Annotated in this window: 12 protein-coding genes and 1 pseudogene; 11 read left to right on the forward strand and 2 right to left on the reverse strand. The window is 63.0% G+C overall.

What is annotated here, in order from left to right; genetic code table 11:
• Nucleotides 1-226 precede the first annotated feature (226 nt).
• From FFI87_RS20405 to FFI87_RS20455, 11 genes and pseudogenes are all read left to right on the forward strand, one after another.
• Nucleotides 227-1,141, forward strand: coding sequence for a transporter (locus FFI87_RS20405; RefSeq protein WP_138849329.1), 915 nt, complete (start codon nucleotides 227-229; stop codon nucleotides 1,139-1,141).
• Between the two features lie 87 nt (nucleotides 1,142-1,228).
• A complete protein-coding gene (locus FFI87_RS20410) occupies nucleotides 1,229-2,389 on the forward strand; it encodes an alpha/beta hydrolase family protein (protein ID WP_138849328.1) in 1,161 nt (386 codons plus the stop codon).
• Between the two features lie 31 nt (nucleotides 2,390-2,420).
• Nucleotides 2,421-3,374: a VOC family protein gene (locus FFI87_RS20415; protein ID WP_012366566.1), complete on the forward strand. Its 954-nt coding sequence runs from the start codon at nucleotides 2,421-2,423 to the stop codon at nucleotides 3,372-3,374.
• 19 nt (nucleotides 3,375-3,393) lie between these two features.
• A complete protein-coding gene (locus FFI87_RS20420) occupies nucleotides 3,394-3,753 on the forward strand; it encodes a Rieske (2Fe-2S) protein (protein ID WP_138849327.1) in 360 nt (119 codons plus the stop codon).
• 35 nt (nucleotides 3,754-3,788) lie between these two features.
• A complete protein-coding gene (locus tag FFI87_RS20425; protein ID WP_138849326.1) occupies nucleotides 3,789-4,919 on the forward strand; it encodes an FAD-dependent oxidoreductase in 1,131 nt (376 codons plus the stop codon).
• Between the two features lie 16 nt (nucleotides 4,920-4,935).
• Nucleotides 4,936-6,138, forward strand: a complete 1,203-nt coding sequence (locus tag FFI87_RS20430; RefSeq protein WP_138849325.1) for an MFS transporter — start codon at nucleotides 4,936-4,938, stop codon at nucleotides 6,136-6,138.
• 2 nt (nucleotides 6,139-6,140) lie between these two features.
• Nucleotides 6,141-6,956: a cyclase family protein gene (locus FFI87_RS20435; RefSeq protein WP_138849324.1), complete on the forward strand. Its 816-nt coding sequence runs from the start codon at nucleotides 6,141-6,143 to the stop codon at nucleotides 6,954-6,956.
• Nucleotides 6,953-7,549, forward strand: coding sequence for a cupin domain-containing protein (locus FFI87_RS20440; protein ID WP_138849323.1), 597 nt, complete (start codon nucleotides 6,953-6,955; stop codon nucleotides 7,547-7,549). Before FFI87_RS20435 ends, FFI87_RS20440 begins: the two co-directional genes overlap by 4 nt.
• Nucleotides 7,546-8,553, forward strand: coding sequence for a fumarylacetoacetate hydrolase family protein (locus FFI87_RS20445; RefSeq protein ID WP_012366560.1), 1,008 nt, complete (start codon nucleotides 7,546-7,548; stop codon nucleotides 8,551-8,553). The genes FFI87_RS20440 and FFI87_RS20445 overlap by 4 nt, the downstream gene beginning before the upstream one ends.
• Nucleotides 8,550-9,500 carry an NAD-dependent epimerase/dehydratase family protein gene (locus FFI87_RS20450; RefSeq protein ID WP_138849322.1) on the forward strand — a complete coding sequence of 317 codons (951 nt, stop codon included), beginning with the start codon at nucleotides 8,550-8,552 and terminating at the stop codon, nucleotides 9,498-9,500. The genes FFI87_RS20445 and FFI87_RS20450 overlap by 4 nt, the downstream gene beginning before the upstream one ends.
• 201 nt (nucleotides 9,501-9,701) lie before the next feature.
• A pseudogene (locus FFI87_RS20455) lies at nucleotides 9,702-9,918 on the forward strand (IS5/IS1182 family transposase); the annotation flags it as partial.
• 103 nt (nucleotides 9,919-10,021) lie between these two features.
• Here FFI87_RS20455 and FFI87_RS20460 read toward each other — a convergent pair.
• A complete protein-coding gene (locus FFI87_RS20460) occupies nucleotides 10,022-11,212 on the reverse strand; it encodes a YbfB/YjiJ family MFS transporter (RefSeq protein ID WP_138849321.1) in 1,191 nt (396 codons plus the stop codon).
• A gap of 354 nt (nucleotides 11,213-11,566) precedes the next feature.
• On the reverse strand, nucleotides 11,567-13,030 hold the full coding sequence (locus tag FFI87_RS20465; RefSeq protein ID WP_012366557.1) for a purine-cytosine permease family protein: 1,464 nt from the start codon (nucleotides 13,028-13,030) through the stop codon (nucleotides 11,567-11,569).
• Nucleotides 13,031-13,094: the final 64 nt, after the last annotated feature.

Here is a 13,094-nt window from a genome sequence, read left to right on the forward strand (position 1 = left end):
GACGCCGTCGATATCGGCAATGGATCGAATCCATTTTTAGGATACGTCGGCCTATCTTAACCTAGCCACATCTCGACGCGACGGCAGCCGACGCATCGCGTCGGGAGGCTGGCGTCAGGGCATTTTCGGATCGAACGTACCGCTGCACCTCGGCCGTATGCACCCCGCTTTCCATTATTAAAAGAGATGACCGGCGGCGCAAACGCGCCCCCGAGGAGGAGACAGCATGTCCACGAAACTGATCGCAGCCGTTGTCGGTTGCGCCGTGTTGGCGACGGGTTCGATGAAAGATGCACAGGCGTTCGAAGGCGGCGTTTCACCGTATCCGGCCGGCGCGGTGGGGACGAACATCGCGAACCTGCCGCCGATCCCCGGCCTGTTTGCACTCGAACAGTTCAACTACAGCTTTGCGAACGGCCTCTATGGCAACGACGGCAAGAAACTGCCGATTCCGTTCCATTTGTCGGTGTTTTCGGAAACCACGCGTCTGCTGGCCGCGTATCCGTTCCACCTACTCGGCGCAAACGTCTATACGCAGCTGGTCATTCCCGTTGTGTCATTGCATAGCACCGTGTTCGGGCAGTCGAGCACGCAGAACGGCCTCTCCAACATCACGCTGACGCCTGTGTTGCTGCAATGGAATCTCTCGCCGAATCTGGCGATTGCGTCGGGCATCGACGTTGCATTCGAGACGGGCTCCTATAGCCCGGTCAAGTCGAGCGTCGCGGTGGGCTACACCTCGGTGCAGCCGGTGATCTCGATTCGCTACAACGTTCCCAACGGAATCGACGTCGCGCTCGCGAACCGCTTCCTGCTCAATCTGAAGAACGGCGCGACGAACTACAGCTCGGGCGACGGTTACGTCGCCGAGTTCGACGCCGGCTGGAACTTCGGTCCGTGGAAGCTCGGCGTGGTCGGCGCGTACCTGAACCAGTTCAGCGACGACAAGGCCGGCGGCGTGAGCGTGGGCAATCGCATGCGGACTTTCGGCATCGGCCCGTCGATCGTGTACGACGCGGGAAGCTGGAACGTCAATCTCAATTATCAGCAAGGCATCTATGCCGCAAATACGGCCAAGAGCAGCAGCGTTTGGCTGAACATCGCCATCCCGTTGTGGGCCGGCTTCGGGCGCAAGGGCTGAGCACCGTGTCGCGCGCCGGACTGCACGCGAGAACCGGTCATCAGCACCGTCGTCAGGCAATACGCAATTTCAATCAAGGCAATCAGCATGTTCCGATACTTTCCTACCAACTATGTCTGGAATCTATCTGTCAATCTCGCCATCGAAATGGGCGCGCGCATCGGCGAAATCGAGGATATGTGCGGGCCGCTCCAGGAAGCGGCCAGGCAGCCGGACGCTGACGGCACGCGTGCGTTTCGCGAAGCGTGGGTCGAGAAGGCCGATCGCCTTTGCGATCTCGCGCAGGACGACGAGGCACTGGGGCGGCGGCTGTCGGCGGGCGAGAAGTACAAGCGTGCCGTGATCTATCTGATCACGGCCGAGCGTATGCTCGCGCACGACGCCCCAGGCCGTCTCGAACTCTACCGACGCTCGCTCGATACGTTCGACAAGGGCATCGCGCTCTCCGGCGAGAACTGCGAGCACGTCGCCATTCCGTACGGCGACCAGCATCTGTCCGGACTCCTTGTGAAAGCGAAGAACGCCGACGCGCGCAGTCCGCTGCTCGTGCAGGTCAACGGACTCGATTCGACCAAGGAAATGAAGTACTTCGTGGGCTTGCCGGCATGGCTGGCCGCGCGCGGCGTATCGTCGTTGATCGTCGACCAGCCCGGTACCGGCGAAGCGTTGCGGCTGCACGGCCTGAATGCGGTATACAACTCGGAGGTCTGGGCAAGCAAGGTCGTCGACTGGCTCGAGGGCCGGGACGACGTCGATCCGAAGCGGATCGGCATGGAGGGCGTGTCGCTCGGCGGCTACTACTGCCCGCGCGCAGTCGCGTTCGAGCCGCGCTTCGCCTGCGGTGTGGTGTGGGGCGCCAACCACGACTGGCGCGACGTCCAGAAAAAGCGCCAGCAGCGCGAAGGCAACTTCCCGGTGCCGCACTACTGGAAGCACGTCTGCTGGGTCTGGGGCGCGAAGGATGTCGACGACTTCATGCGCATCGCCGAAAACGTACATCTCGACGGTGTGCTCGATCGTATCAAGGTGCCGTTTCTCGTCACGCATGGCTCGCAGGACTCGCAGATCCCGGTCGCCTGGGCTCACCGCACCTACGAGCAACTCGTGAACAGCCCCAAGCGCGAACTCAAGATCTTCACCGAGCGCGAAGGTGGCGTCCAGCATTCGAGCTTCGACAACTCGATCAACGCCGGGCACTTCATCGCCGACTGGGTCGCCGAAACGCTCGGCGGACGCACCTCGCTCTGACACTTTCACCCATCTCAAGCACGCACACCTCATGAACATCATCGGACTCGAAACGCTGGTCTTCGGCGTGGACGACGTCACCGCCTGCAACCAATATTTGCTTGACTACGGGCTGCTGCCGATGCGCAGCGACGAAACCGGCGGCCGCTTCGAGGCACTCGACGGAACGGGCATTGATATCGCGCGCCGCGCCGATCCGGCGTTGCCGCCTGCGCTCGGGACGGCAAGCATGCTGCGCAAGACGATTTACGGCGTTGCCGATACCGCGACGATCGACGCTATCGCGGCGGAACTGTGCCGCGACCGCGACGTGAGCACCCTCGCCGACGGATCGATCGAATCGCTCGACGACATGGGTTTCGCGATCGGCTTCCAGGTCACTACGCGCCGTTCGCTTGCCTTGCCCGCCGAACCCGTGAATGCGCCTGGCGCGCCTGCACAGCGCGCGCCGAACGTCGTGGCCGTGAGCGACGATGCGGTCTTGACTCCGCGCACGCTTTCGCATGTCGTCTACTTCGTGCCGGATGCCGCGAAGGCCGAAGCGTTCTATGTGGAGCGTCTCGGCTTTCGCTGTACCGATCGATTCACGGGCGTCGGGCCGTTCCTGCAGCCGGCCGGCACGCTCGACCATCACACGCTGTTCATGATTCAGACGCCGCCTTTCATGAAGGGTTGCGAGCATTTCACGTTCCATATGGGCGGACCGACCGAAGTGCTGCAGGCGGGCACGCGTTTCGTCGCGAAGGGCTACCAGTCGTTCTGGGGGCCGGGGCGTCATCGGTTCGGCTCGAACTGGTTCTGGTATTTCAACAGCCCGCTCGGCTGTCACGTCGAGTACGACGCAGACATGGATCTGCACGACGACGCATGGAACGCGCGCGAGGCGCCAATGGGCGCTGACGCGTCGCAACTGTTCCTGTTCCAGCATCGCGACAAGTGGGCACCGGGCGGTCCTCCGCCGGGGGCGGCGGCGAAGTCGGATTGACGGCGAGAATCGTTCCGTCATGTCCGAGACATATCCCGATCGCATTCGTCTCGCAAGCGTCGACGATCTGCCCGATCCCGGCGCGCGCGGCTTCGATCCCGACGGGCACGGGCACGACACGCTTTTTGTCGTGCGGTACGGCGCGCAGGTGCGTGCCTATCGCGACGCGTGCCCGCACTTTTTCGGCGAAACGCAGATGGCCTGGCGCAAGGACGCATACCTGAACGGCGACGGCACCCGCATCGTCTGCCACGCGCACGGTGCGCAGTTCGACATTGCAAGCGGCGAGTGCGTACTCGGCCCGTGCCTCGGTCAGCGGCTGACGCCCGTCGAGATCGACGTGACGGGCGACGGCACCATCGTGCTGATCGCGACATGACACACCCACACCAGACATAACTAGGAGACACCCAGATGGCAGCCCCTCTGCAACACGTCCTCGTCATAGGCGGCGGTTTTTCCGGTATGGCGACGGCGATCCAGTGCGCGAAGCTCGGCCTCACTGTCGACCTCGTCGAGATCGACCAGGGCTGGCGCTCGTACGGCGCCGGCATTAGCATTGGCGGCCCCACGTTGCGCGCGCTGCGCACGATCGGCGTGCTCGACGCCTTCTTCGAACGCGGCCACGGCGGCGACGGCGTGAATCTGTACACGGCCGGCGGCCAGTCGATCGGCGTGCTGCCGACTCCGCGAGTGGCTGGCGAGGACGTTCCAGGCGGCGGTGCGATCATGCGCCCGGCGCTGGCCGATATTCTCGCCAAGGCGACACGCGCCGCCGGCGTGCGCGTGAAGCTCGGCTGTACCTTCGCTCGGATCGAGCCGCGCGGTGAACAAGTGGACGTGGCGTTCACGGACGGCACGCACGGTACCTACGATCTCGTGGTGGGAGCGGACGGCCTCTACTCGAAAGTGCGCGCCGCTGCGTTTCCCGATGCGCCGAAGCCGCGCTATACCGGCCAGGGCGTGTGGCGCGCCGTGGTGCCGCGACCGGCGGAGATCGCTTGCGCGACGATGTGGCTGGGGCACCGGATCAAGGCGGGTGTCAATCCGGTTTCCCGGGAGGAAATGTACGTCTTCGTCACCGAGGACAGGCCGACCAACGACTACATCGATCCCGCCGAATGGCCGCGCATGCTGTCCGAGTTGCTGGCCATCTTCGACGTGCCGCTGATCCAGTCCATCCGCGCGCAGATCGGCGCCGAATCGCGCGTCAACTACCGTCCGCTGGAAAGCCTGCTGCTGCCGGCGCCCTGGTTCAGCTCACGGGTGGTGCTCGTCGGTGATGCGGTGCACGCGACCACGCCGCACATGGCGGCGGGCGCGGGCATTGGCATCGAGGATGCGATCGTGCTTGCCGAAGAGCTGGGGCGCGGTGTGACGGTGGAAGCTGCCTTGCAGGCATTCCAGGCGCGCCGCTGGGAGCGCTGCCGCATGGTGGTGGAAAACTCCGGGCGTCTTGGCGAGATCGAGATTGGCGGTGGCGACAAAGAGGAACACCGGCGCATCATGCACGAGACGCATATGAGTCTCGCGCGGCCTATCTGACGCAAGCGGAGGCACGATGGAGACGAACCTTTCCCCCACGACGCCGGCAAGTGCCGACCTGTCGATATCGACCGACACGACGCGGCTTGGCGCGTTCGGCACCGTTGCGTTGATGGTTGCGCATTGCGCCGGCATGGTCGATCTGGTGGCCTTGCCAGTCTGGGTCGGCACGTTGATCGGTGCGTATCGGCTAGATCCCCAGAAGGCGGGCCTGCTCGCCACGCTGTTCCTGGCGGGTGCCGTTCTGAGCAGCGTCTTTTTCTCGCCGCGCTTGAATCGCCTGCCGGCGCGCGCGATGTCGACCGTCGGCTTCGGCATCGCGGCGGGCGCGTTCGTCTGCATCACGTCCGTGCCGGTTGATCGCTATCTGATGTTGGCGACCCTGCATGCCGTCGCGGGCATCGCTGTCGGATGCGGCCTGAGCTTCACGCACGGCACCGTCGGGCGCAGCGGCAATCCGCATCGCCTGTTCGCGATCTCCGGCCTCGCGCTCGGCATCTTCGCGATCGCGTTTCTCGGCATCGTGCCGGGACTGATCGCAACGCATGGCGGCCCGATGCTGTTTCACGTTTTTGCGAGCGTGATGGGCGTTGCCGCGATCGCATGCGCGCTCGCGTTTCCGTCGATTCAAGCGCGCCGCAGCGCGGCAGCCGGCGACGAGCCTCGCTTCGAGCGCGTCGTCTGGTTCGGCATGGCGGGCGTCGGCTGCATGGCGCTGACGCAGTCGATGCTGTTCAGTTTTGTCCAGCGTATCGGCCTCGATCGCGGATTCGGTTTGAGTGCCGTGATCGCGACGCTGATCGCGCTCGGCATCGTCAACCTGTTTCCCGCTCCCGTCGCGGGACTGCTCGAAACGCGCGTGCCGGGCCGCAAGGTCGTGCAGGCGGGCCCCGTTGTGCAGGCCGCGCTGGCACTGGTCATCACGCAAAGCGCGGCGTTCGTGCCGTACGCGGCGGCCACTTCGGTCTTTGCCGCCGTGATGATCTTCACCCACACCTTCGCGTTCGGCATGCTGGCGCGCATCGACCGCACCGGCCGCGCCGTTGCCGCGACGCCAGCGATGCTGATGACGGGCGCCGCCATCGGCCCGGTGCTCGGCGGCACGCTCGTCAAGCAGTCTGGCTACGGCAGCCTCGGGTTCGCGGCAGTGCTGATCGCTGCCGCTGCGGCGATCTGCTTCTCGCGGCTCGATCGCCGTTCCCCATCCCAAGGAGTCTGAACATGAAACCCGTTCGACGGTTCGTCGATCTCTCCATCTATCTCGAGAACGACGTTCTCTCCGATCCGCCGCCGCTCGCGCCGAGGATCAGCTATCAGAAGCACGGCGACACGCTGCCCGAATTCATGGCGATGCTGCCGGGTACAAAACCCGAGGACTATCCCGATGGTGAAGCTGCCGCCGCGGAGTGGGTCACGTTGACGACCCACAGTGGCACGCACCTTGACGCGCCCTGGCATTTCCACTCGACGATGGATGCGAGCCTGGGTGAGGCCCGACCGTCTATCACGATCGATCAGGTGCCGCTGGAATGGTGCTTCCAGCCGGGCGTGAAGCTCGATTTCCGGCACTTTCCGGACGGCTACGTCGCGACGGCGGCCGACGTCGAGGCCGAACTTGCGCGCATCGGCCATGAACTGCAGCCGCTCGATATCGCCGTCGTGAACACGCGGGCCGGATCGCGCTACGGGCACGACGACTACGTCAATGCGGGCTGCGGCATGGGCTACGAAGCGACCATGTACCTGTTGGAGCGTGGCGTGCGCTTGACCGGCACCGATGCATGGAGCTGGGATGCACCGTTCTCCTACACCGCCAGGAAGATCGCGGAAACGGGTGATACGTCGCTGATTTGGGAAGGGCACAAGGCGGGGCGCGATATCGGCTATTGCCATCTGGAGAAGCTGCACAACCTCACGGCCTTGCCGCCGACCGGCTTCACGATCAGTTGCTTCCCGCACAAGATTCGCGGAGCGTCGGCAGGGTGGACGCGCGCCGTCGCGATTTTCGATGACACCGACGTGGAGGCAGCAGCATGAGCTTTCCAGCGATTCGTCGCGTGGTGACCGGACACGATAGCGACGGTCGCGCAGTCGTCGCATCCGACGGTCCTCTGCCGACCGTGGTGGAAATCGCCGCGATTTCCGGCACCGTATTCCACGAAGTGTGGAGCACGTCGTCGAGCCCCGCCATGGTCGACAATGGCGCCGATCCCACGGTTGGCGTGCTCATGCTACCGCCGCCAACGCAAGGCACCCGTATGCGCTTCGTCGACATTCCGCCCGATACGCCGGAATTTCTCGCACATGGTGCGAGGAAAATGCACGACGCGTTCAGCCAGATCGGCGACGCCGCTGCTTCGACGGTGAAGGCCGGCTCGCCGCATCCGCTGATGCATCGCACCGAGTCGATCGACTACGGCGTGGTGATCGAAGGCGAAATGACCCTGATCCTTGACGATGCTGAAGTCGCACTGGCGCCGGGGAGCGTGGTGATTCAGCGGGGGACCAACCATGCTTGGGCGAATCGCTCGGGCCGTCCGTGCCGGATGCTGTTCGTTCTGGTCGACGGTGCCTACGATCCGGCGGTGGCCGCCATGCTCGACACACCCGCACGCGGAGGCGCACGATGAAATTCGCCACCTTGCCCGATGGCGGCGCCGATGGCCGCTTGCTGCTCGTGTCGCGCGACCTGCGCCATGCCGTCGAGGCCACGCCGATCGCAACGACGCTGGTTGATGTACTTGATCGCTGGGACGCGCTCGCGCCCGGCCTGCAGGCGCGTTACGACGCGTTGAATGCCGGTAGCGTGCCCGAGGCGTATCCATTCCATCCGGCCGCATGCGCTGCGCCCTTGCCGCGCAGTCCGCAGTGGTGCGACGGTTCGGCGTTTCTGAATCACGGCCGCCTGATGGAGCAGGCGTTCAATACTCCGCCGATTCCCATGTTCGATACGGTGCCGGTCATGTACCAGGGCGCCAGCGACGACTTCCTCGGCCCGGCCAGCGACGTGCCCTTGCCTGAAGAGGCCGACTGCATCGACTTCGAAGGCGAATTCGGTGTGGTGGTGGGGCACGTGCCGATGGGCGTATCGGCCGCCGGTGCGCTGCGCTGCATCCGCCTGATCGTACAGCTCAACGACTGGAGCCTGCGGGCGTTCGGCCCGCGCGAAATGAAGACGGGCTTTGGTTTCCTGCAGGCCAAGCCCTCTACGAGCTTTGCACCGGTTGCCGTCACGCCCGACGAACTCGGCGAGCACTGGCGCGACGGCCGCGTGCATCTGAGCCTGCACGTCGAATGGAACGACCGCTGGTTTGGTCATCCGCATGGACGCGAGATGAACTTCGGCTTCGGTGAACTTGTCGCGCATGCGGCCCGCACGCGCCGCCTGTCGGCGGGGACGATCGTCGGGTCCGGCACGGTGTCGAATGCCGATCGCAACGCGGGCTCGGCGTGCCTCGCCGAACGCCGCGTGATCGAAATGATCGACGAAGGGGCCGCGCGCACGAGGTTCATGCGCTTTGGCGACCGGGTCAGGATGACGGCGCGCGATGACGCCGGCAACGCACCGTTCGGTACGATCGATCAACGGGTTGTGCGCGCGCCGCGCGCCGACGACGAGGAGGCTCGGCCATGAGAGTGCTGGTGACCGGGGCGGGCGGATTTGTCGGAATGGCGTTGGTCGAACGGCTGCTGCGCGACGGCATCGTGGAGCCTGGCGATGTGTCGGAATTGTTGTTGGTCGACCGGCAAGCGGAGTGGCCGTACGACGATGCGCGAATCACGGCACTGGTCGGCGATTTCAGCAGCCCGGAGATTCTTGAGCCGCAGCTGTCGAAACCTGTCGACGTCGTCTTTCATCTGGCGAGCATGCCCGGCTCGCAGGCGGAAGCCGAACCGGCTGAAGGCGACCGGGTAAATCTGTCGGGGATGCTGGCGCTGTTCGAACGCCTGGCGAAGCAAACGACGGAGCAGGGGCGTGCGGCGCGCGTCGTTTATGCCAGCAGTGTTGCGGCGTTGGGCGAGTCGTTACCCCCGTCCGTGGACGAGCACACCCTGCCGCGCCCGACGATGAGCTACGGCGTGCACAAGCTGGTTGGCGAGCTGATCCTTGCCGACTGGACGCGACGCGGCAAGCTGGATGGCCGTGCGTTACGCCTGCCGGGCATCGTGGCTCGTCCGGCGCTTTCTGCGGGACATGGATCCGCTTTCATGAGCCAGATCTTCCGCGCGGCGCAGAGCGGACAGTCTTATACGTGTCCCGTTTTGCCTTCGGCCACCGTGTGGTGGATGTCCCGCAGATGCTGTGTCGACAACCTGCTGCACGCCGGACGCATGTCCGCAGAGGGGTTGCACGTTGGCCGAGTCTGGACGCCCCCAGTGCTGCATCTGTCGGTTCAAGAGATCGTCGATGCGCTGGTCCGGCGGTTCGGCTCGTTCGACATCGACTACGCTCCGGTGGAGCGGATCGAGCGGTTTTTCGGACGACAACCGCCGCTGACCGATCGCCGTGCCATCGAGGCGGGATTTCGGAACGACGGTACTATCGACGCGCTTGTCACGCATGCGCTCGAGCGCGAGTAAGTTCCAGTGCGAAACTCGTCATCGTGATCCGTTCAGTTTCAACCATCGTAGCCTCCGGCGCCGGACACTCGGCGGCCCGAAAGTGGACGGCGGAGTTTTTTGGACTGGGTCATCTCGTTGAGGCAATGCTGATTAAGTCCACCACCGGCGAGATCCAAGCGTTATGGATCGGTGGACATGATCTGAGAAAGGCAAGCGACGATGAAGCAGCAGGCGCTGGCGGTGGCAGCCGCTGAAGGCGCGGGCTTCGAAATGAAGCGCAAACGCACGCGGCGCGACGAGTTTCTGGACACGATGGAGCCGATCGTGCCGTGGGCTGAGTTGTGTGCGCTGGTGGAGCCGCACGACCCCGAAACGCGGTAACGGTCGGCCGCCGATCGGGCTGGAGCGCATGTTGCGAATCCGCTTCGTTCAGCACTGATTCAACCTGGCGGATCTTGCCTGCAGGAAGCGCTGTACGACAGCACGACGCTTCGAACTCTCGACGACATCATGAAAAGAGCCGCTTGTTCAGCATTGTCTTAACCCCTCCTCACCATATTGAGCGCGAAGGTCAGAAGCGATCCCACCACGCCTACTATGGTTGCAAAGACCAGCGCTAGCTGATAGCTGCCACTGGCATGGAGCAGATACCCTGCGATCAACGGCCCAATGATCTGGGCTACGCCGAAGCCAAGCGTGAGCCGCGCCATCGCTTTTGCGGGATTGGCGGGGAAAATACGTCCAACGATCGACAACGTCAGGCTGACGGTCCCAATTATGGTGCTGCCAAACAGAAGCGCGCCCGCTACCAGGAGTGCAGGGTGACTGGCGGAGATACTCAAGCCGATCGAGAGTGCCTGGACGCTATACGCGAAGAAGAGCGCCTTCAGTTCTCCGACGATGGATGCGATGCGATCCCAGAGAAAACAGGATGGAACTGCGATGCAACCCATTACGATCCAGACTGCGTTCGCAGGAATCTGGACCGCTCGCACTCCATGCACGATATCGACGATGAACGTCGAGGTGATCACGTAGTCGATGCCTCCGCAAAAATAGGCTGCGTAGAAAATCATCATCCATTTCGACGGCGGCGCCCTATCCGTCGAGGCGTGGCTGGCCGGCGATGCTTTAGGAGGGCGAGGCATCCAGTGCCACGCGGGAATTAGGAAAATCACCCCAATAACGCCGAGCAAAATCCACTGCTGGCTCCACGAAAGCCGACTCGCGATCAACGCGACGGTCGTACCCGATAGCAACATACCAAGGCCGAATCCCGAAAAATGAATGCCGAGTTCCGCGCGATGGCCTTGACGAATCAGCCAATTCAGAACAATGCCAGTGGACAGCAACATACCGGCAGTGCTCGCCCAGCCTGCAAGCAGGCGGAGCACGAGCCAGGTCCAGAGGTTATCGGTGAGCCCCATCGCGATGGTGGATAGAACCGCTGTGATCAGGCCGGCACGATACAGCACATACTTTTGATGCAGCGTGGGAATACGCGATGCGACCAACGCGCCGCCGAGATAGCCGACGAAATTGATCGATGCCAGCCAACCGGCAGCCACACCGCTCAGGCCAGCGTGCTCTCTCATGACCGGCAGTAGTGGCGTGTACGCAAAGCGCGCGATTCCGATGGTCAGGATGATCGCGCAGATGCCTGCGAAGATCACCTTTGCGGCAGTCAAACTGCCGTCCGTCGGACTGAGACGTGTAACAGGTGCATCCATGACGCGTGCTCGTTGTGACTTGATGTGTTGAGAAAAGAGTTCGGTGTGCGGAAGCGGTCGGCGCACCATGAGTTGCAGGGCATTTTGACGATATCTAGCACGTCCACGCTTTCGGTTACCTCAATTGAATCGCACCGAAAACTCAGTGCATAGAAGAAAAGCGTCTTAATAGGAGAACGTGGGTGCCATTGACTGGCAGCAGTTCCTTGAGGGGAAAGCCGCTGCCGGACGACGGCACATCGCTTCAGACGCGCGCCTTTTCATCAAGGCCAAAACAAGTGGGGTCGGGGGGGGCAGCGACGCGGCCGACGAGGTTGTCGGCCGTTCATGCGGTTGGCAGTATTCCGAAGCTGATTAGACGCTGGACTCCAGGCCGATGTCGGCTTCGCGAGCACGACGGCGGTCTGCATCACAGTCGAGTGATCTGCAGGCCATCCAGTACACAACGGACGATACGATCAGCCCGATCACCATGCCGATGTCGATGTTGCCCAACAACCTTGCGAAGGGCCCGACGTAGAAGCCCGTCGAGGAGAACGGCAGCATTGCGGCGAAACCGATGAAATACGCGCTCAAGCCGCGCCAGTTCCAGCGTCCGTACATGCCGCGCGGATTGAAAATCTCACGGACGGAATACTCGGTCTTGCGAACGAAATAAAAGTCGACGAGATTAATCGCGGTCCAGGGGGTGAAGAGATAGAGCAGGATGCCGAGGAAATCACCGAACCTCGTCATGAAGTTGCCCGACGCGGCCAATGCAATGCCGGTGGCGACGATCGCGACGAATGCGAGGCTGATGAAGCGGGCTCGAACGGTCGGTTTCGACGGTTTCAACGAATCCGCGATGCTGAGCAGCGTCAGCGATGCACCGTAGAAGTTCAAGCTCGTCATAGTGACCAGGGTGGCGAGCGACAACACAAGCGTCAGGGCACCAAGCCCCGGAAAGATCGAATCGCCGATCATCTTGACAGCTGCACCAATATCGACCTTCGAATGAACCGCAGCGGCCGCCGTGCCAATCAGCATCATCCATGCGCCACCGATGAACGCACCGAGGTATGTCCACCAGAACGACGTACGCACCCGGACGTTGGCTGGCATGTAGCGTGAGTAGTCGGAGACGTAGATCGCCCAGCTCAACTGGTAAGCCGCGGCCGCGAAGAATTGCATGAAGAAAGGCACCGCGCGGAATTCGTGAACACTAAACTGCGTTGCGTCGAAGTGAACCGTGAGGACGATGCCAACCGACAGGACCGACAACACGATAGTCATCATCACGGCAAGCCACTGTTGTGCCTGATGAATCCAGTCATGGCCCAAGAAGGCGACGGCGAGCGACAGCACCGTAAATGCGATCAAGCCCGCCTTGGCATCGACATGCAGCAACTGGTGGACCGAGTCACCGGCAAGAACCTGGTTGAACGCGTTGTAACCGACGTAGGTGACCAGGGCGACGACCCATACCAGCAACGCGCCCATGTACCCGAACTGCGGGCGCGACTGAATCATCTGAGGGAGCCCGAGCTGGGGCCCCTGTGTCGAATGAAACGCCATGAAGAAGGTGCCGAATGCCGCGCCCAGGACGGCTGCGATCGCTGTCCACAGCAAATTCGCGCCCATCGCGCCGCCGAGCGCACCGACCGCCAATGTCGCGATCTGGGTGGATCCCGAGAACCAGATCGTACCGAGTTGCCAAATCTTGCCGTGGCGCTCCTCATGCGGAACGTAGTCGATCGAGCGACGCTCGACGCCAAAGCGAGACTTGGTCTGCTCCGCGACGACGGACGCACTGCTTTGTTGCATCGTTCTCTGCTGCATCGTTGTCTCCTGATTTTTTCGTTGTGACCGGTACTTCCGACGCGTCGTCCGGTCAGGCGTGACG

The sequence above is a fragment of the Burkholderia sp. KBS0801 genome, from assembly GCF_005937855.2.
In the GTDB taxonomy this organism is placed as follows: domain Bacteria; phylum Pseudomonadota; class Gammaproteobacteria; order Burkholderiales; family Burkholderiaceae; genus Burkholderia; species Burkholderia ambifaria.